Below are 18099 nucleotides of genomic sequence, written 5' to 3'. Positions count from 1 at the left end.
TCCCCATGACACGATCCATTTCCCGCACCTTCAGCCTGGCGGCACCCGTGCTGCTGGCCGCGATGTTCACCGCGCTGCCGGCGCATGCGCTGTACAAGGTGGTCGGCCCCGACGGCAAGATCACCTACACCGACCGGCCGGCGGTCAGCCCCGACAACAAGGTGCAGTCGGTCAACAGCAGTGGCGGCGTGTCCGACGACGTCGCGCTGCCCTACGAGCTGCGCCAGGTCGCGCAACGCTATCCGGTGACGCTGTACGGCACCAAGGATTGCCAGCCCTGCGACACGGCCCGGCAGATGCTGCGCCAGCGCGGCATCCCGTTCGCCGAGAAGTCGATCGCGACCAAGGAAGACGGCGACGCGCTGCAGCGCATCACCGGCTCCCGCGACCTGCCGGCGATGACCGTCGGGTCCCAGGTGCTGCGCGGCTTCCAGCGTGAGGACTGGAACAGCTACCTCGATGCCGCGGCGTACCCGAAGGAATCGAAGCTGCCGGCCAACTTCCCGCAGGGCAGCGCAACGCCGCTGACCGAGCCGAAGCAGGCGGTGAAGGCGAGCACGCCGCAGAACGGCAATGCGCCGGCCGCGCAGCCGCAGCAGTCGTCGTCGTCGGGAGACAGCGGCAGCAACCCGGCCGGGATCAAGTTCTAGGAACGCTCACCGGATCTGGCGGGCTTGCCAACTGCCGGCACCGACCGCCAGCCCCATCATCCAGAACAGCGACGCGGCCCCCAGGGCCGCGCCGAACACGCCGAACAGCAGCGGCATCACGGTGCTCGACCCGTTCAGCGCCATCGAACGGAACGCGATCGCCTCGCCATGCCGTTCGTGCGGCGTGATGTGGTGCAGCGTCGACATCACCATCGGCTGCACCGCCCCGAGCGCCAGCCCGAGCAGCGAGGCACAGCAGGCCATCAGCCACGCCGAGTGCACGAACGGGTAGACGCCGAAGATCACCGCGACCCACAACATCGCGCCGGTCAGCACCTGCGATTCGCTCAGGCGGTGCGCCAGGATCGGGATCAGCAGCCGCACCCCCGCCACCGACACCGCGAACAGGCCGAGCACCACCCCGATCGCGCCGGCGCTCATGCCGCGCTCATGCCCGAGGATCGGCACGACGAAGGAATGTACGTCCCAGCTGGCCGACAGCAGCCAGTTCACCAGCAGCAGCCGGCGCAACGCCGGTGAGCGCAGCAGGTCCCATGAGCTCTGGTGCGCGGTCGCCGTGGTGGCACGCGGCACGTCGGCCTCGGCCGGCACGTAGCGCGCCGACACCATCGCGGCCAGCGGCATCAGCATCAGCACCGCGAACGCGAAGCGGAAGCCCATCAGGTCGATCAACAGGCCGGCTGTCACCGGGCCGACCACGTTCGACAAGGCCGGCGCCAGCCCGAGCCAACTGAAGACGCGGATGCGCTCGGTCGCGTCGGTGGCCATGCGGCCGGCGGTGCGCTGGATCGTGATCAGCCCGAAGTTCGAGCCGGCGCCGGTCAGGATGGCGGCCAGGCACATCGCGAGGTAGTGGCTGCTGAGCGCGGCGATGGTGCCGCCGGCGAGCGACAGCACCACCCCCAGCCGCATCGGCACGTGGTAGCCGCGGCGGTCGGCGAGCCGACCGGCCGGCAGCGAGAGCAGCACCGGCGCGGCGGCGAACAACGCCATCAGCAGGCCGACCGTCCACTCCGCCTGCCCTTGCTTCAGCGCCTGCAGCGGCGCGGCCATCCGCACGCCGGCCATGCAGGAATGCAAGCTGATCTGACCGAGGATCAGTGCGAGCAGCGGGCGGGAGAATTTGGCCATCGTCTAGGCGTCGCTCTCCGGAAGATCGGGGACGATGGCGTCGTCGTCGCGCGGCAGCGCCAGCGGCAACAGCGCCTGCGCATGCGTCTCGGTGACCGCCTCGACCGACTTCAGCTTGCGCGCCATCACGTTGGCCCGTGTCTGCGCCTGGTCGATGGTGTTGCTGGCTTCGTCGAGCTTCTTCTTGGTCTTCGCGAGCACGTCGCCGAACTTCGCGAACTCGGTCTTCACCGCGCCCAGCACCTCCCACACTTCGACCGAACGCTTCTCCAGCGCCAGCGTGCGAAAGCCCATCTGCAGGCTGTTCAGCGTGGCCAGCAGCGTGGTCGGCCCGGCCAGCATCACGTGGTATTCGCGCTGCAGCGATTCGACCAGCCCCGGCCGGCGCAGCGCCTCGGCGTACAGGCCTTCGGTCGGCACGAACAGGATCGCGAAGTCGGTGGTGTGCGGCGGCGCCACGTACTTGTCGTGGATGGACCGGGCCTCGAGCCGCAGCCGCGTCTCGATCGCCTTCGCGGCCACCTCGACCGCCACCGGGTCGGCGCGGTCCTGCGCATCCAGCAATCGTTCGTAGTCCTCGCGCGGGAACTTGGCGTCGATCGGCAGCCACAGCGGCACGCCGTCGGCCCGCTGGCCCGGCAACCGGATCGCGAACTCGACCCGCGCGCCGCTGCCCGGCACCGTCTCGACGTTGACCGCATACTGCTCCGGCGTGAACACCTGCTCCAGCAGGCCGGCCAGCTGCACCTCGCCGAAGATGCCGCGCGTCTTGACGTTGGTCAGCACGCGGTTCAACGAGCCGACGTCGCGCGCCAGGTTCTGCATCTCGCCCAGGCCCTTGTGCACCTGGTCGAGCCGGTCGGCGACCAGCTTGAAGCTCTCGCCCAGGCGCTGCTCGAGCGTGGCGTGCAGCTTCTCGTCGACGGTGGCCCGCATCTGCTCGAGCTTCTTCTCGTTGTCGGCCTGGATCGCCGACAGCTTCTGCTCGACCGCGCCGCGCATCTCGGTCAGGCGCTGGTCGTTCGATTGCGACAGCGAGCGCAGCTGGTCGCCCAGCGTGTCGGCGAAGCGCTTCAGCGCATTGGCCTGCTGCTCGGCCAACCGCGCCAGCGTGGCTTCCTGTGCCTGCTGCGTGGCGGCGAGCTGGGTGCGAAAGCTGTCGATCTGCTCGTTCTGCGTGCGCGCGACGTCGCCTTGCTGCGCCAGCAGCGTCTGCTGGAAGCTGGCGAGCGTCTGGCCCAGCTCCTGGCGCGTGCCCTGGGCGCTGCGGGCCACGTCGTCGCGCAGGCCGCGCTCGAGCCGTTCGAAGTGATCGGTGCCTTGGTCGGGCCGCCGCAGCGCGAGCCAGAGCACCAGCAGCAGGACGAGAACGAGGAGTGCGAGCGAAATCCAGTCGAGGAGCATCCGCGCATTCTCGCAGCAGCGGCTATGCCGAGGAGCGCAGTGGGGCAGGCAGCAGGCGTTTTTCGATCGCGTCGAAGCCGTACTGAACGAGCAGCGCCAGCACTGCCGCGGGCAGCGCGCCGGCCAGCATCGCCGCGGTGTCGTTGACCGCCAGCCCGGCGACGATGCGCTCGCCGTAGCCGCCGGCGCCGATGAAGGCCGCGACCGTCGCGGTGCCGACATTGATCACCGCCGCCGTCTTGATGCCGGCCAGCAGCGTCGGCGCCGCCAGCGGCAGCTGCACATGGCGCAGTGTCTGCCGCGGCGTCAGGCCGAGCGACAACGCGGCCTGCGCCAGCCCGGCGGAAACGCCCTGCAGCCCGGCGTGCGTGTTGCGCACGATCGGCAGCAAGGCATAGAGGAACAGCGCGATCAGCGCCGGCAGCAGCCCGATGCTGCCGACCACCGCGATCAGGAAGGCCAGCAGCGCGAGCGACGGCACCGTCTGCAGCACCGACACCACGCCCATCACCACGCCCGCACTGCGCGGCCAGCGCCAGGCCGCAATGCCGAGCGGCACGCCCACCAGCACCGCCACCACGAGCGAGCCGAACACCAGCAGCAGGTGCTGCCAGGTGAGGCGCGCGAAATCCGGGCCGAACAGCCGCTGCGCGAACGTGACCGGCTTCGACGCCGCCGCTGCGCTGCCCGACAGGAACTGCCGCGCGACCTCGGCGAAGCTCTTGCCGTCGAGTTCGACCTGGGCGTTCAGCGAGATCATCGCCGCCTCGTCGATGCGGCCGGCCAGCGCCTGCAGCGGCGCCGGGTCGAGCCCGGCCCGCATCAGCAGCACCGCGTCGTACTTCGGGAAGAAGTTCAGGTCGTCCTTCAGCACCCGCAGCTTGTAGCGGCCCACCTTGGCGTCGGTGCTGTAGATGTCGATCAGGTCGACGCGGTGCGCCGCGATCGCGTCGTAGGCGAGGCCATGGTCCAGGCCGGGCGGCTTGTCGTAGGGGAGGCGGTACGCGGCCTTCAGCGCCGGCCAGCCGTCGGCGCGTTCGAGGAACTCGTGCGACAGGCCCGGGCGCAGCGCCGCCGCCTGCGGCTTCAGCAGGTCGGAGATGCGCTCGATGCCGAGCTGCTGCGCCTGCGATTCGAGCATCGCGATCGCGTAGGTGTCGTTGAAGCCGAGCGGCACCGCGGCCTTCAGCCCGCGCGGCGCGAGCCAGGCGTTCAGTTCGTCGAGCGACGGGTTGCCCTCGCGCTTGAGCAGCTCGCGCACGATGGTGCCGGTGTACTCGGGGTAGACGTCGACCGCGCCGCTGGACAGCGCCTGCTCCAGGATGCCGGTGTTGCCCAGCCCCTGCTTGTGCGTGGCCGCGATGCCGGCGCGCTCATACGTCTGGCGCACGATCTCGCCGAGCACGTACGACTCGGTGAAGCGCTTGGAACCGACGGTGACGCTGTCGGCCGCCTGCGCCGACGCGCCGCACGCCATCAGCAGGCCGATCAGCAGCCCGACAGCGGCAGCGCGCAGCGCCTTCATCCCTTCAGCGCCGCGGCGTTGATGGGGGTCGGCGGGTGGCCGGCGTTCGGCCCGAAGCCGAGCGCGGCGATCAGGTTGTCGGCCGCGAGGTTGGCCATCGCGCGCCGCGTCGCGATGGTGGCGCTCGCGATGTGCGGGGTCAGCACGACGTTGGGCACCGTCAGCAGCGCAGGGTTCAACGCCGGCTCGCCCTCGAACACGTCGAGCCCGGCGGCAGCGATGCGCCGCTCGGCCAGCGCCTGCGCGAGCGCCGCGTCGTCGACGACGCCGCCGCGCGCGATGTTGGTCAGCGTCGCGCTGCGCTTCATCTGCGCCAGCTCCGGCGCACCGATCGCATGGTGCGAGGCGGCCGAGTACGGCACCACGATCACCAGGTGGTCGGCATCGCGCAGCAGCGCCTCTTTCGAGACGTAGCTTGCGCGGCAGGCGGCCTCGATGTCGGGCGCCAGCCGCGAACGGTTGTGGTAGATCACCTTCATGCCGAAGCCGAGCGCGCCGCGCTTCGCGATGCCCTGGCCGATGCGGCCCATGCCGAGGATGCCGAGCGTCGCGCCGTGCACGTCGCTGCCGGCGAACATCTCGTAGGACCACTTCTTCCATTCGCCGCGGCGCAGGAAGTGCTCCGATTCGGCGATGCGCCGCGCGGTGGCCATCATCAGCGCGAAGCCGAAGTCGGCGGTGGTCTCGGTCAGCACGTCGGGCGTGTTGGTGCACAGCACGCCGCGCGCGTTGCAGGCGTCGACGTCGATGTTGTTGTAGCCGACCGCCATGTTGCACACCGCCTTCAGCTGCGGGTTGGCATCGAGCACCTCGGCGTCGAAGCGCTCGCTGCCGGTGGCGAACACGCCCTGCTTGCCGGCCAGACGCTGGATCAGCTCGGCTTTCGTGAAGACGCGGTCCTGCGGGTTGTCCTCGACGTCGAAATGCGCCCGCAGGCGGTCGACGATGTCGGGGAACACGGCACGCGAGACGAGTACGGCAGGCTTCATGTCAGATCCTCTTCATCAGAAAACAGGTCAACGAATGGGTCAGAACCAGATCAGCGTCATCAGCACGAACAGCGGCAGCAGCACGACCATGGCCCAGCCCATGTAGCCGAAGAAGCCGGGCATCCGGATGCCGCGGCTTTCGGCCACCGCCTTCACCATCAGGTTCGGGGCGTTGCCGATGTACGAGTTGGCGCCCATGAACACCGAGCCGGCGGAGATCGCGACCAGCGTCGTCGCGTACTGCGTCATCAGTTGCTGCGCATCGCCGCCGGCGGCGTTGAAGAACACCAGGTAGGTCGGCGCATTGTCCAGAAACGACGACAGCACGCCCGCGGCCCAGAAATACATCCCCGGCAGCGGCGCGCCATCGGGTCCGGTGACGGCCGAGACGATCGCGCCGAACGGCCCGTTGACGCCGGCACGCAGCATCGCGATGACCGGGATGATGGTCAGGAAAATGCCGGCGAAGAGTTTCGCGACCTCGATGATCGGCCCGAAGCCGAACTGGTTCTGCGCGTGGGCCGAGGGCGGCGTCAGGAACCACGACAGCGCCGCGATCGCGATCAGCCCGAGGTCGCGCACCAGGCCTTGCCAGGTGATCTCGGCCCCAGCCACCGTGAACGCGACGCCGCCTTGCCAGACGCCGCTCACCAGGATCAACCCGGCCACGCCGGCCAGCAGCGGCAGGTTGACCGCGCCCTCGATGCCGAGGCCGCGGGTGTCCGGGGTCGGGTCGGCGGGCCGCGGATCGTCGCGGCCGCAGTACCAGCGGTCGAGCAGCCAGAAGATGCCGAGCAGCGAGCCGACCATGAACAGCGTGTGCGGCAGCAGGTGCACCAGCGTCCAGCTGAAGGCCACGCCCTGCAGGAAGCCGAGGAACAGCGGCGGGTCGCCCAGCGGCGTGAGGGCCCCGGCCGCGTTCGACACGATGAAGATGAAGAACACCACGACGTGGGCGGTGTGGCGCCGGTGGTCGTTGGCGCGGATCAGCGGGCGGATCATCAGCATCGACGCGCCGGTCGTGCCCATCACGCTGGCGAGCACCGCGCCGATCGCCATCAGCGCGACGTTCAGCCCCGGGCCGCCGTGCAGGTTGCCGCGCACGAAGATGCCGCCGGCCACGATGAACAGCGTGGCCAGCAGCACGATGAACGGGATGTACTCGCCGACCGCGGCGTGCACCAGGCCGTGCCACGCGGCGTCGACGCCCGACTGCATCGCCTGCGGCACGAGGTACGCCAGCGCCCAGGCGGCCACCACCTTGCCGTAGTGACGGTGCCAGAAACCCGGCACCGCCAGCGGCATCAGCGCGATCGACAGCAGCAAGCCCGCGAACGGCAGGCCCCACAGCGGCCCGGGCATCAGCCGAGGAAGCGCGTGAAGCCGGCCACCGGCTCGCGCTCGGTCACCAGCGTGTTCTCGACCGCGGCCGGATCGGCGATGCCGAGCGACATGCCGCACACCAGCATCTCGTCATCGCCCGCGCCGAGCTGCGGCAGGATGATGCGGTGGAACTGCGTGAACGCGGCCTGCGGGCAGGTGTCGAGGCCGCGGGCGCGCGCTGCCACCATGATGTTCTGCAGGAACATGCCGTAGTCGAGCCAGCTGCCCTGCTGCATCACGCGGTCGATCGTGAACATCAGGCCGACCGGCGCGTCGAAGAACACGTAGTTGCGGCCGTGCTGCTCGTGCATGCGCAGCTTGTCGCCCTTGGTGATGCCGAGCAGGCCGTACAGGTCCCAGCCGACCTTGCGGCGCCGGTCGATGTAGGGCGAGCGCCATTCGACCGGGTAGTAGGCGTACTCCTCGTGGTGCTGCGCCGCCTCCTCGGGATCGTCGTAGAGGGCGGAGATGTCGCGCCCCAGTGCCGCCAGCGGCTCGCCGGTCAGCACGTAGACCTTCCACGGCTGCGTGTTGGTGCCCGACGGCGCGCGCGACGCGACGCGCAGGATGTCTTCGATCGTCTCGCGCGGGATCGGCGTCGGCAGGTAGGCGCGCAGCGAGCGGCGCGAGGTGATCGCCGCGTCGACGGCGGCGGTCTGCTCGGGGGTCGGCTGGTGGTGCGACGGGTGGTGCGGAGAATTCACGGGCGCAATCCTTCCAAGGCCTGGGTGAGAACGGTCGGCAACGCGGCCGGGCGGCGCGTCGCGCGGTCGACGTAGACGTGCACGAAATGGCCGCGCGCCGCGCACAGCGGCTCGCCGGCGGCGAACAGCCCGATCTCGTAGCGCACGCTGGAGCTGCCGACCTGCGTGACCCGCAGCCCGGCATCGACCATCTGCGGGAACGCGATCGGCGCGAAATAGTTGCAGTGGGTCTCGACCACCAGGCCGATCACCGCGCCGGCGTGGATGTCGAGCGCGCCGGCCTCGATCAGGTAGCGGTTCACCGCGGTGTCGAACAGGCTGTAGTAGACGACGTTGTTGACGTGGCCGTAGGCATCGTTGTCCATCCAGCGGGTCGACAGGCTGGCGAAGTGCCGGTAGGCGCTGCGCGGCTCGGGTTGCGCGCGGGTCGGTGTCGAGGTCGGCGGCGTGGAGGGCATCGTCATGGCGCTGCATTGTTCCATTGCTCGCGGCTGGCCAGCGCCCCGCGCAGCGTCGTGAGCTGCACCGCGACGGTGTCGGCGATCTCGCGGCCGTAGCCGCCGGCCATGCTGATCGCGACCGGGATGCGGCGTTCGCGGGCGGCATCGAAGACACGGCGGTCGCGCTCGGCCAGGCCGGCGGACGTGAGCTTCAGCCGCCCGAGCCGGTCGCCCTCGTGCGGATCGGCACCGGCGAGGTAGAAGACCAGGCCCGGCGCGCCCTGCGCATGGCGGCGCCACAGCTCGCCGAGTGCCGCATCGAGCGCGGCCAGGTACTCGGCGTCGCGGCAGCCGTCGGGCAAGGCCACGTCGAGGTCGCTCGCTTCCTTGCGGAACGGGAAGTTGCGCTCGCCGTGCAGCGACAGCGTGAACACCGTCGGGTCGTCGCGGAAGATCGCCGCGGTGCCGTTGCCCTGGTGCACGTCGAGGTCGATCACCGCGATGCGCAACAGCGCGCGGTGGTGCCGGTGCCATTCGGCCTGCATCAGCCGCGCGGCCACCGCCACGTCGTTGAAGACGCAGTAGCCGCCGCCCTTGTCGGCATACGCATGGTGGGTGCCGCCGGCCAGGTTCGCGGCGATGCCCTCGGCCAAGGCAGCGCGGGCCGCGGCGATCGTCGCGCCGACCGAGCGGCGCGAACGCTCGACCATGCGCGGCGTCCACGGGAAGCCGATCTCGCGCTGCGCGGCGGCGCTCAGCGTGCCTTCGGACACCGCGGTGACGTAGTCGGGCGTGTGGGCCAGGGCGAGCTCGCCGTCGGTGGCGGCCGGCGCCTCCTGCAGGCGCAGCCGGGGTTCCGACTCGGCCGCCTCGCGCAGCAGGCGGTACTTCTGCATCGGAAACCGGTGCCCATCCGGCAGCGGCAGCACGAAGTGGTCGGAATGAAAAGCTTGCATCGAGGCGGACATCGCCGGCGCATTGTGCCGATCGAGCCCGAAATGGGTGGGCGACTCTAGATTGCTGCAATGCAGCAAAAACAGCTTGAAATCTGCCGATCGCCTCGTATACTTTCGGTCATGGTGCAGTGCAACAAAGTCACTGTGTCAGGCGCAGTCCCCTTTTTCTATCCTCTGGAGATTCCACATGCTGACCGCTGAACAATTGATCGCCGCCCACAAGACCAACATCGACACGCTTTTCGGCCTGACCGGCAAGGCGTTCGAAGGCGTCGAGAAGCTCGTCGAGCTGAACCTGCAGGTCGCGAAGACCGCCCTCGGCGAAGCCGCTGCCAACACCCAGGCCGCCCTGTCGGTGAAAGACGCGCAAGAGTTTCTGACGCTGCAAGCCAGCCTGCTGCAACCGGCCGCCGAGAAGGCCGCCGCCTACGGCCGCTACCTGTACGACATCGCCGCCAGCACCAATGCCGACATCGGCAAGGTCGCTGAAGCCCAGGCCGCCGAAGCCCAGCAGAAGTTCATGTCGGTGGTCGACACCGCGGTGAAGAACGCACCGGCCGGCACCGAGAACGTCGTCGCGCTGTTCAAGTCGGCCGTCGCGACCACCAGCAACGCTTATGAAAGCCTGCAAAAGGCCGCCGGCCAGGCCGCCAAGGTGGCAGAAGCCAACATCGAAGCCATCAGCGCCAGCGCCGTGAAGGCCGCGTCGGCTCCGAAGACCAAGCGCGCCGCCGCCTGATCCGGCGCGAACAAGTCGTCACGAAGACGACTTGAACTTATTGCGCGACCCTTCATCTGAGAGTGACCGCAGGCCCTGCCTGCGGTTCTCCCTGAAAGGTTGTCTCCTCGGTACCGCGCGAATTCTGATTCCAGGTACCTTCCGGCCCGGTGGCAACACCGGGCCGTTTTGTTTTGGGGGGCCGATTCCTTCTTGCACAGAAAAGTATCCATAAAGAACGCCAATTCGCGCGAGAGATAGATAGAATTCTGTGCAAATGAACGGCGAGTGCACCATTCAACTGTTTGCCAGCGGCGCCTGGCATGACGCCGGGGTTGTCAGCCTGTTCGGCAGCGAGCAGGCGGGCTGGCGAACCGCCAGCTACACCGGCTATGCGGTCGCCTGGGCCGTCGAGCACACCGACGCCATCGACGCCCACGCGTTCTCGTGCAACTACCCCGTCGGCCTGGAACCTTTGCAACTGAAGCACTGGCCGGTGTTCCTGATCGACATGCTGCCGCAGGGCTTCGGCCGCGAAGAGCTGCTGCGGCAACTGAGCCTGCCGACCACGATGGCGGATGCGGCCGATTGGCGATTGCTGCTGGCCGGTGCCGGCAACCCGATCGGCAACCTGCGCATCAAGGAGGCCGCGGCCTGGCTGGCCGAGCGTGACCGCGTCACGCAAGGCTTCACCGATGCCGAGGTCGCCCAGCGCGGCGAAGCCTTCACCGACCACCTCGCCTCTCACGGCCTGTTCGTGGCCGGCTCATCCGGCGTGCAGGGTGAGTGGCCCAAGCTTCTGCTGACGCGGGCGGACGACGGGCTGCTGTACCTGGACCACACGCTGCCCGACGCCCGGGCCCGCGAACACTTCATCGTCAAGTTCGGCCGGGGCACCGACCCCGCGCTCGCCGCGATCCTGCGTCATGAAGCGCCCTACATGGGACTGGCACAGCGGCTCGGGCTCCGGGTCCATGCGCCGTTGACGCTGCGGGAGCGCGCGCTCTTCATCCCACGCTTCGATCGCCGACCGACGCCCGGCGGCGTGCTGCGCCTGGCCCAGGAAAGCATCGCTACGCTGACCGGCAAGCCGGGCTTCGGCGAGGTGCCCTCGCACGACGAGGTGTGCCGCCAGCTGGTGCGACGCTGCAGCGATCCGCAAGCCGAGGTGCTCGAGTACCTGCGGCGCGACGTGGCGAACCTCGCGCTCGGCAACAAGGACAACCACGCCCGCAACACCGCGGTGCAGCGCGACTTCGATGGCCATGTCGCGCTGACGCCGCTCTACGACTTCGCCCCGATGTACCTGCACCCGGACGGCATCGCGCGCCGCATCCGCTGGGAAGGCAACGACGCTGGCCAGCCGGATTGGTCGCGCGTGCTGGACAAGGTCTGCGCCGACAGCCTGCCGCAGCCCGGCGAAACCCACACGCCCTTGCGGCGCGCGCCGTTGCTGGCCGGGTTGAAGGCGATGGCGCCGGTCCTCGACGAGATCGCCGGCGACGCCACCGCATCCGGCTTGTCGCCCGAGGTCCACGCCTACCTGCGAGCCGGCCTGGAATCCCAGGCCCGGCAACTCGCCGCGCTGGCCTGATCGTCCCGGACATGGACAAGCGCTACGGCCACCTCAGCCTCTCCGAGCAGCTGATGCTGCGCAAGCAGGCCATCGACGAGGTGCTCGGCCACCCCGAGTGGTCGACGCAGGAGGCGCTGCGCCACCTGAAGAAGACGATGCGCCTGACCAGCGCCGAGCTGGCCAAGCTGTCCGGCGTGCACTACCGGACGGTGCAGGACATCGAGCAAGGCCGCAGCGAAGGCAGCGTGCAGACGATGAACCGGCTGTTCGGCGTGCTGGGGCTCAAGCTCGGCGTCGTGCGCATCGCGCCGCCCGGCGCCTGATCGCCGCCTCAGTGCGTCTTCGCGGCGATCCGCAGTTTCAGCTCGCTCAGCATCGCCAGCGCGATCTCGCGCCCGGCCTGGATCGAGCGCTTGCGGGCCGCGAAATCGGCCGATGACACGTCGGCCAGCTTCGGCCGCAGCACCACGTCGGCCTCGCGCAACTCGAAGGCGTTGATGCTGCGGCTCATGATCGCGAAGGTCTGCAGCAGCATGCGCATCGGGTCGCCGGTGGCGGCACCGTCCGGCACCGCCGAGATGTCGACCGCGATCACCATCTCGGCCCCCATCTGACGCGCGAAGCGCACCGGCACCGGCGACACCAGCCCGCCATCCACGTACTCGCGGGTGCCGATGCGCACCGGCTGGAACACCGCCGGCACCGCGCTCGAGGCCCGCACCGCGATGCCCGCATCGCCGCGTTGGAACAGCACCGGCGCGCCGTTGTCGAGGTCGGTCGCGACGATGCCCAGCGGCATGCGCATCTGCTCGATGGTCTTGCCACCGGTGGCCTCGCGCACGAAGCGCGCCAGCGCCTCGCCGCGGATCAGCCCGCGCCCGGGAAAGGCCCAGTCGGTGATCGCCGTCTCATCCATCGAATCGGCCATCGCCGCCAGCGCCAGCCCGTTCTTGCCCGACGCGTACAGCGCGGCCACCAGGCTGCCGGCCGAGGTGCCGACCACCAGGTCCGGCTTGATGCCGTTTTCTTCCAGCACCTGGATCACGCCGATGTGGGCAAAGCCGCGTGCCGCGCCGCCGCCCAGCGCCAGCCCGATGCGCGGCGGCTTCGGCACCGGCTTGAGGATGATCACCGGCGCCGAGGCCGCGGAATCCGGCGGCACAACCACCACCAGCGGCGGGTTGCCGCCCGGCGCGGAGGCCGAGCCGGAGGGCGACGGAACCGGAACGGTCTGGCAACCGGCCAGCAGGACGACGGCGGCCACGGCGGCCGCACGAACCCATGAATAAGTCAGAAAGGAGCGCATCCGGCGATTCTAGGGACGGCGGCCTTTATCCCTGTGTCGAATAAACAAGCAACAAAAATGTTCTTCCAGCATATATATGCGCGCCCGTACAGTCGCCGCTCTCCTCTTGACGGGCGATCCGCGCCAGGCGTGCCGTTGGCGAGGAAAATGCAGCCTCCACTGACCCCAGAAGCGAACTCAAGGCGATGTATCAATACACCCCGTTCGACACCCAGTTCGTCAAGCAGCGCGCGGCGCAGTTCCGCGACCAGCTCCAGCGCAACCTCGCCGGCACGCTGGGCGATGACGAGTTCCGCGCACTGCGCCTGCAGAACGGCTGGTACATCCAGCGCCATGCGCCGATGGCCCGCATCGCGGTGCCGTATGGCGAGCTGAGCGCCACGCAGCTGCGCATGCTGGCGCGCATCGCGCGCGAGTTCGACCGCGGCTACGCCCACTTCACGACGCGGCAGAACTGCCAATACAACTGGATCCCGCTGCCGAAGTCGGCCGACGTGATGGACCTGCTGGCCTCGGTCAGCATGCACGGCATCCAGACCAGCGGCAACTGCATCCGCAACATCACCAGCGACTGCTTCGCCGGTGTCGCGGCCGACGAGATCATCGACCCGCGCCCGTACTGCGAGATCCTGCGGCAATGGAGCACGCTGAACCCCGAGTTCGCGTTCCTGCCGCGCAAGTTCAAGATCGCCGTCAGCGGCGCGCATGAAGACCGCGCCGCGATCGCCTGGCACGACATCGGCCTGCAGTTGCTGAAGAACGAGGCCGGCGAGATCGGCTTCAAGGTGCTGGTCGGTGGCGGCATGGGCCGCACGCCGGTGATCGGCACGGTGATCAACGAGTTCCTGCCGTGGCAGCAGATCCTCGTCTACCTCGAGGCCATCGTGCGGGTCTACAACCGCTACGGCCGGCGCGACAACATGTACAAGGCGCGCATCAAGATCCTGGTGAAGGCCGAAGGCCAGCGCTTCCTCGACGACGTGGCCGAGGAGTACCAGAAGATCCTCGCGATCGACAGCGACGGCACCGAGCAGATCATTCCGCAGGCGGAGTTCGACCGCGTCGCGGCGCATTTCGTGACACCGGCCGGCGTGGCCCCGATCGCCGGCAGCAAGATCGAAGTGCCGGCCGACGCCCCCGCCGCGTTTCAGCGCTGGCTCGAGCGCAACGTGCACCCGCACCGCCTCGCCGGCTACCGCAGCGTGACGCTCTCGCTGAAGCGCACCGGCCAGGCTCCCGGCGACATCACCGACACGCAGATGGAGCTGGCCGCCGACCTCGCCGACCGCTTCAGCCAGGCCGAACTGCGCGTCTCGCACGACCAGAACCTGGTGCTGCCGTGGGTGCGCGAGAGCGACCTGTTCGCACTCTGGGAAGCCGCGCGCGCCGCCAGCTTCGCGACGCCCAACATCGGCCTGCTGACCGACATGATCGCCTGCCCCGGCGGCGATTTCTGCGCACTGGCCAATGCCCGCTCGATCCCGATCGCCGAGGCCATCACCGAGCGCTTCGACGACATCGACGAGCTCTACGACATCGGCGACATCGACCTGCACATCAGCGGCTGCATCAACTCCTGCGGCCACCACCACAGCGGCCACATCGGCATCCTCGGCGTCGACAAGGACGGCAGCGAGTGGTACCAGGTGACGCTCGGCGGGCTCGACGGCTCATCGATCAGCGGCCACCAGTCGACGCCCGGCAAGGTGATCGGCCCGTCGTTCGCGGCCGACGAGGTGCCCGACGTGATCGAGGCGGTGCTCGACACCTACCGCGCGCAGCGCAGCACCGCCGCCGAGCGCTTCATCGACACCGTGAACCGCATCGGGCTCGATCCGTTCAAGACCGCGGCCAATGCGCAGCGCCGCAGCACCGCCAAGGCCTGACCCATGAAATTCATCGACACCGCCCGCGACCCCTGGCACACCATCACCGGCGAAGACGGCCCGATGGTCACGCTGACGCCCGCGCCGAACAGCCTGCTGACGCTGGCGCAATGGCGCGGCGTGCGCAGCACCTGGCCGGCCGGCATGGCCGTCGGCGTGCAGTTCCCGAACGATGCCGACATCGAAGACCTGGCCGAGGACCTGCCGCGGCTGAGCCTGGTCGTGCTGCATTACCCGAAGTGGGTCGACGGCCGCGCGTACAGCCAGGCCCGGCTGCTGCGCTCGCGCTACCGCTTCACGGGCGAGGTGCGCGCCACCGGCGAGGTGGTGGTCGACATGATGCCGCTGCTGCAGCGCACCGGCTTCGATGCCGTGGTGCTGCGCGCCGACCAGTCGATCGACATCGCCGAGCGCGCGCTGAACTTCTTCCCCGGCCACTACCAGGCCGACGTCACCGAGCACCGCCCGCTGTTCAAGCGCCCGGCCGGCGAGGAGACGACGAACCGCGAGTTCAACCAGGCGGGTTCGGCCATATGAATGCGGTCACCCTGTACGCCCGCAAGACGGTCGGCTTCGACGAGCGCGTCGCGCACGCGGTGGCGGTGCTGAAGCAGGCCGCGGCCGAGCACCCGGGCCACGTCGTGCAGGCCACCAGCCTCGGCGCCGAAGACATGGTGCTGACCGACCTGATCGCGCGCCACGGCATCCCCATCGCGATCGGCACGCTCGAGACCGGCCAGTTGCACGAGGAAACGCTCGCGCTGGTGCCCCGCATCGAAGCGCGCTACGGCCTGTCGGTCGAGGTCTACCGCCCGGAAGCCGACGCGGTGATCCACTTCGTCAAGAACCACGGCGAACGCGCGATGTACGAAAGCATCGAGCTGCGCAAGGGCTGCTGCGGCATCCGCAAGCTGGAGCCGCTGTCGCGCATGCTGGCGCAGCGCAGCGCGTGGGTCACCGGCCTGCGCCGCGAGCAGTCGAACAACCGCGGCGAGGTGCCGTTCAGCGAGCCCGACGACAAGGGCCGCATCAAGTTCAACCCGCTGGCCGACTGGAGCTGGAACGACGTGTGGCAGTACATCGCGTCGAACGAGGTGCCGTACAACCCGCTGCACGACCAGTTCATGCCGAGCATCGGCTGCGCGCCCTGCACCCGCGCGATCGCGGTGGGCGAGGACTTCCGCGCCGGCCGCTGGTGGTGGGAAGACGAGAAGGCGAAAGAGTGCGGACTGCACGTGCACGGGGCCGAAGAGGCCGCCGTGTCGATGATCGGAGACCGGAAATGAATGCCCCGCTGACCGTGGAACAACTGCTGCCGCAGCTCGACCACAGCCACCTCGACTGGCTCGAGGAAGAAGCCATCTTCATCCTGCGCGAGACCGTCGCCGCGTTCGAGCGCCCGGCGCTGCTGTTCTCGGGCGGCAAGGATTCGTGCGTGGTGCTGCGCCTGGCCGAGAAGGCCTTCAAGTCGAAGGGCGCGGATGGCGAGTACAAGGGCCGTCTGCCGTTCCCGCTGCTGCACGTCGACACGGGGCACAACTTTCCGGAAGTGATCGAGTTCCGCGACCGCCGCGTCGCCGAGATGGGCGAGCGCCTGGTCGTCGGCCACCTCGAAGACTCGATCAAGCGCGGCACGGTGCGCCTGTCGCACCCGCTGGAGTCGCGCAACGGCCACCAGACGGTCGCGCTGCTCGAAGCCATCGAGGAACACCGCTTCGACGTGCTGATGGGCGGGGCGCGCCGCGATGAAGAGAAGGCCCGCGCGAAGGAGCGCATCTTCTCGCACCGCGACAGCTTCGGCCAATGGCAGCCGAAGGAGCAGCGCCCCGAGCTGTGGGCGCTGTTCAACACCCGCATCAAGCCGGGCGAGCACATGCGCGCGTTCCCGATCAGCAACTGGACCGAGCTCGACGTGTGGCTGTACATCGCCCGCGAGAAGATCCCGCTGCCGAACCTGTACTACGCGCACGACCGCCAGGTGATCCGCCGCAAGGGCCTGCTGGTGCCGCTGACCGAGGTGACGCCGCCCGAGGCCGGCGAGGTGGTCGAGACCGCCGAGGTGCGCTTTCGCACGGTGGGCGACATGACCTGCACCTGCCCGGTGGAGAGCCCGGCCGCGAACGCGACCGAGATCGTTGCCGAGACGCTGAAGGTGACGGTGAGCGAACGCGGCGCGACCCGCATGGACGACCGCACGTCGGACGCGTCGATGGAACGCCGCAAGAAGGAAGGCTATTTCTGATGAGCACGCCGCAAGTTCAAGTGAAAGACCACCGCGCCCTGAGATTCCTGACCGCCGGCAGCGTCGACGACGGCAAGAGCACGCTGATCGGCCGGCTGCTGTTCGACAGCCGTGCGATCCTGGCCGACCAGCTCGACACGCTCGAGAAGCGCGCCGCCGGCGCGCCGATCGACCTGTCGCTGCTGACCGATGGCCTCGAGGCCGAGCGTGAACAGGGCATCACGATCGACGTGGCCTACCGCTACTTCGCGACCAAGCAGCGCAAGTTCATCATCGCCGACGCCCCCGGCCATGAGCAGTACACCCGCAACATGGTGACGGCCGCGGCCGGCAGCGATGCGGCCGTGGTGCTGGTCGACATCACCAAGCTCGACACCCACGCGAACCCGCTGCCGCTGCTCGCGCAGACCCGCCGCCATGCACTGCTGGCGCACCTGCTGCGCGTGCCGAGCATTGTTTTCGCGGTCAACAAGCTCGATGCGGTGAGCGACCCGGCGCATGCCTTCTCGGCGACCAAGACCGCGCTGCTGGCGTTCGCTCAGCAGGCCGGCATCGCGGTGGCCGGCGTGATCCCGGTGTCGGCGCTGCGTGGCGACAACGTCACGCAGCCGCTCGCCGCCGACTGGTACGACGGCCCGTCGCTGCTGCAGTTGCTGGAAGCGCTGCCGGCGCTGCAGGAGCGCAAGGACGGCGACCTGCTGATCCCCGTGCAGTACGTGTCGCGCGAAGGCGAAGGCACCGGCAACCAGCCGCGCACGCTGTACGGCCGCGTGGCCCACGGCCGCGTGAAGGCCGGCGACACGGTGCAGGTCTTCCCGAGCAACCAGACCGCGATGGTCGCCGAGGTGCGCCTGGCGGGTGAGGTGGTCGACGTGGTCGAGGCCGGGCAGTCGGCGGGCGTCGTGCTCGACCGGCAGCTCGACGTCTCGCGCGGCGACTGGATCTCGACGCCGTCGACCATCCACGAGACGCAGCGCTTCAGCGCGACGCTCGCGTGGCTCGACACCGAACCCGCCGTCGTCGGCCGCAAGTACTGGGTGCGCCACGGCAACCGCTGGGTGCAGGCGCGCATCACCGCGATCGAGAGCCGGCTCGACATCCACACGCTGGAGGCGATCGACGCGAACCAGCTCGCCGTCAACGAGATCGGCCATGTGATCGTCGAGAC

General features: G+C 69.2%; 18 protein-coding genes. 9 read left to right on the top strand and 9 right to left on the bottom strand.

Going from position 1 to position 18099, the window contains the following annotated elements; genetic code table 11:
* The first annotated feature begins 5 nt into the window (after positions 1 to 5).
* Positions 6 to 650: a glutaredoxin family protein gene (locus BUE42_RS22140; RefSeq protein ID WP_073467460.1), complete on the top strand. Its 645-nt coding sequence runs from the start codon at positions 6 to 8 to the stop codon at positions 648 to 650.
* Between the two features lie 6 nt (positions 651 to 656).
* Here the strand turns inward: BUE42_RS22140 and BUE42_RS22135 are convergent, their stop codons facing one another.
* The 8 genes from BUE42_RS22135 to BUE42_RS22100 are packed head-to-tail and all read right to left on the bottom strand — an operon-like array spanning position 657 to position 9203.
* Positions 657 to 1802 (bottom strand): MFS transporter, encoded by a 1146-nt coding sequence (locus BUE42_RS22135; RefSeq protein ID WP_073467459.1) that lies wholly within the window; start codon positions 1800 to 1802, stop codon positions 657 to 659.
* A gap of 3 nt (positions 1803 to 1805) precedes the next feature.
* A complete protein-coding gene (rmuC, locus tag BUE42_RS22130; protein ID WP_073467458.1) occupies positions 1806 to 3206 on the bottom strand; it encodes a DNA recombination protein RmuC in 1401 nt (466 codons plus the stop codon).
* 22 nt (positions 3207 to 3228) lie between these two features.
* Complete coding sequence (locus tag BUE42_RS22125) at positions 3229 to 4731, bottom strand: ABC transporter permease/substrate-binding protein (protein WP_083614390.1); 1503 nt, start codon at positions 4729 to 4731, stop codon at positions 3229 to 3231.
* Positions 4728 to 5720, bottom strand: coding sequence for a 2-hydroxyacid dehydrogenase (locus BUE42_RS22120; RefSeq protein ID WP_073467457.1), 993 nt, complete (start codon positions 5718 to 5720; stop codon positions 4728 to 4730). Before BUE42_RS22120 ends, BUE42_RS22125 begins: the two co-directional genes overlap by 4 nt.
* A 39-nt stretch (positions 5721 to 5759) precedes the next feature.
* On the bottom strand, positions 5760 to 7082 hold the full coding sequence (locus BUE42_RS22115) for a sodium:proton antiporter (RefSeq protein WP_073467456.1): 1323 nt from the start codon (positions 7080 to 7082) through the stop codon (positions 5760 to 5762).
* Positions 7082 to 7807: a nitroreductase gene (locus tag BUE42_RS22110; protein WP_073467455.1), complete on the bottom strand. Its 726-nt coding sequence runs from the start codon at positions 7805 to 7807 to the stop codon at positions 7082 to 7084. Before BUE42_RS22110 ends, BUE42_RS22115 begins: the two co-directional genes overlap by 1 nt.
* Positions 7804 to 8271: an acyl-CoA thioesterase gene (locus tag BUE42_RS22105; RefSeq protein ID WP_073467454.1), complete on the bottom strand. Its 468-nt coding sequence runs from the start codon at positions 8269 to 8271 to the stop codon at positions 7804 to 7806. The genes BUE42_RS22110 and BUE42_RS22105 overlap by 4 nt, the downstream gene beginning before the upstream one ends.
* Complete coding sequence (locus tag BUE42_RS22100; RefSeq protein WP_073467477.1) at positions 8268 to 9203, bottom strand: histone deacetylase family protein; 936 nt, start codon at positions 9201 to 9203, stop codon at positions 8268 to 8270. Before BUE42_RS22100 ends, BUE42_RS22105 begins: the two co-directional genes overlap by 4 nt.
* A 187-nt stretch (positions 9204 to 9390) precedes the next feature.
* On the opposite strand from BUE42_RS22100, the gene phaP reads away from it, so the two are divergent.
* The 3 genes from phaP to BUE42_RS22085 all read left to right on the top strand — a co-directional run bounded on the left by phaP (position 9391) and on the right by BUE42_RS22085 (position 11820).
* Positions 9391 to 9942 (top strand): TIGR01841 family phasin, encoded by a 552-nt coding sequence (gene phaP, locus BUE42_RS22095; protein WP_073467453.1) that lies wholly within the window; start codon positions 9391 to 9393, stop codon positions 9940 to 9942.
* A gap of 256 nt (positions 9943 to 10198) precedes the next feature.
* Complete coding sequence (locus BUE42_RS22090) at positions 10199 to 11515, top strand: type II toxin-antitoxin system HipA family toxin (protein WP_073467452.1); 1317 nt, start codon at positions 10199 to 10201, stop codon at positions 11513 to 11515.
* A gap of 11 nt (positions 11516 to 11526) precedes the next feature.
* Positions 11527 to 11820: a helix-turn-helix domain-containing protein gene (locus BUE42_RS22085; protein ID WP_073467451.1), complete on the top strand. Its 294-nt coding sequence runs from the start codon at positions 11527 to 11529 to the stop codon at positions 11818 to 11820.
* Positions 11821 to 11828: 8 nt separating this feature from the next.
* Here the strand turns inward: BUE42_RS22085 and BUE42_RS22080 are convergent, their stop codons facing one another.
* Positions 11829 to 12803, bottom strand: a complete 975-nt coding sequence (locus BUE42_RS22080) for a patatin-like phospholipase family protein (RefSeq protein WP_073467450.1) — start codon at positions 12801 to 12803, stop codon at positions 11829 to 11831.
* A gap of 185 nt (positions 12804 to 12988) precedes the next feature.
* On the opposite strand from BUE42_RS22080, the gene BUE42_RS22075 reads away from it, so the two are divergent.
* From BUE42_RS22075 to BUE42_RS22055, 5 genes are all read left to right on the top strand, one after another.
* Positions 12989 to 14689 carry a nitrite/sulfite reductase gene (locus tag BUE42_RS22075; protein ID WP_073467449.1) on the top strand — a complete coding sequence of 567 codons (1701 nt, stop codon included), beginning with the start codon at positions 12989 to 12991 and terminating at the stop codon, positions 14687 to 14689.
* Positions 14690 to 14692: 3 nt separating this feature from the next.
* Positions 14693 to 15226 (top strand): DUF934 domain-containing protein, encoded by a 534-nt coding sequence (locus tag BUE42_RS22070; protein WP_073467448.1) that lies wholly within the window; start codon positions 14693 to 14695, stop codon positions 15224 to 15226.
* Positions 15223 to 15975 (top strand): phosphoadenylyl-sulfate reductase, encoded by a 753-nt coding sequence (locus BUE42_RS22065; protein ID WP_073467447.1) that lies wholly within the window; start codon positions 15223 to 15225, stop codon positions 15973 to 15975. Before BUE42_RS22070 ends, BUE42_RS22065 begins: the two co-directional genes overlap by 4 nt.
* Positions 15972 to 16931 carry a sulfate adenylyltransferase subunit CysD gene (gene cysD, locus BUE42_RS22060; protein ID WP_073467446.1) on the top strand — a complete coding sequence of 320 codons (960 nt, stop codon included), beginning with the start codon at positions 15972 to 15974 and terminating at the stop codon, positions 16929 to 16931. The genes BUE42_RS22065 and cysD overlap by 4 nt, the downstream gene beginning before the upstream one ends.
* A partial coding sequence (locus BUE42_RS22055) for a sulfate adenylyltransferase subunit 1 (RefSeq protein WP_073467476.1) occupies positions 16931 to 18099 on the top strand: 1169 nt, incomplete at its 3' end. The genes cysD and BUE42_RS22055, both read left to right, overlap by 1 nt.

This window comes from Rhizobacter sp. OV335, assembly GCF_900142965.1.
Taxonomy (GTDB): Bacteria; Pseudomonadota; Gammaproteobacteria; order Burkholderiales; family Burkholderiaceae_C; genus Rhizobacter.
The sequence above is the reverse complement of the archived record's forward strand: the minus strand, read 5'-3'. Positions and strand labels throughout refer to the sequence as shown.

Excerpts from the sequence above, each read along its gene's own strand:
- cysD (WP_073467446.1), top strand. The coding sequence starts at position 15,972 with ATGAATGCCCCGCTGACCGTGGAACAACTGCTGCCGCAGCTCGACCAC.
- BUE42_RS22100 (WP_073467477.1), bottom strand. The coding sequence starts at position 9,203 with ATGCAAGCTTTTCATTCCGACCACTTCGTGCTGCCGCTGCCGGATGGG.
- BUE42_RS22140 (WP_073467460.1), top strand. The coding sequence starts at position 6 with ATGACACGATCCATTTCCCGCACCTTCAGCCTGGCGGCACCCGTGCTG.
- BUE42_RS22125 (WP_083614390.1), bottom strand. The coding sequence starts at position 4,731 with ATGAAGGCGCTGCGCGCTGCCGCTGTCGGGCTGCTGATCGGCCTGCTG.
- BUE42_RS22090 (WP_073467452.1), top strand. The coding sequence starts at position 10,199 with ATGAACGGCGAGTGCACCATTCAACTGTTTGCCAGCGGCGCCTGGCAT.
- phaP (WP_073467453.1), top strand. The coding sequence starts at position 9,391 with ATGCTGACCGCTGAACAATTGATCGCCGCCCACAAGACCAACATCGAC.
- BUE42_RS22075 (WP_073467449.1), top strand. The coding sequence starts at position 12,989 with ATGTATCAATACACCCCGTTCGACACCCAGTTCGTCAAGCAGCGCGCG.
- BUE42_RS22135 (WP_073467459.1), bottom strand. The coding sequence starts at position 1,802 with ATGGCCAAATTCTCCCGCCCGCTGCTCGCACTGATCCTCGGTCAGATC.
- BUE42_RS22115 (WP_073467456.1), bottom strand. The coding sequence starts at position 7,082 with ATGCCCGGGCCGCTGTGGGGCCTGCCGTTCGCGGGCTTGCTGCTGTCG.
- BUE42_RS22065 (WP_073467447.1), top strand. The coding sequence starts at position 15,223 with ATGAATGCGGTCACCCTGTACGCCCGCAAGACGGTCGGCTTCGACGAG.
- BUE42_RS22105 (WP_073467454.1), bottom strand. The coding sequence starts at position 8,271 with ATGACGATGCCCTCCACGCCGCCGACCTCGACACCGACCCGCGCGCAA.
- BUE42_RS22070 (WP_073467448.1), top strand. The coding sequence starts at position 14,693 with ATGAAATTCATCGACACCGCCCGCGACCCCTGGCACACCATCACCGGC.
- BUE42_RS22080 (WP_073467450.1), bottom strand. The coding sequence starts at position 12,803 with ATGCGCTCCTTTCTGACTTATTCATGGGTTCGTGCGGCCGCCGTGGCC.
- BUE42_RS22120 (WP_073467457.1), bottom strand. The coding sequence starts at position 5,720 with ATGAAGCCTGCCGTACTCGTCTCGCGTGCCGTGTTCCCCGACATCGTC.
- rmuC (WP_073467458.1), bottom strand. The coding sequence starts at position 3,206 with ATGCTCCTCGACTGGATTTCGCTCGCACTCCTCGTTCTCGTCCTGCTG.
- BUE42_RS22085 (WP_073467451.1), top strand. The coding sequence starts at position 11,527 with ATGGACAAGCGCTACGGCCACCTCAGCCTCTCCGAGCAGCTGATGCTG.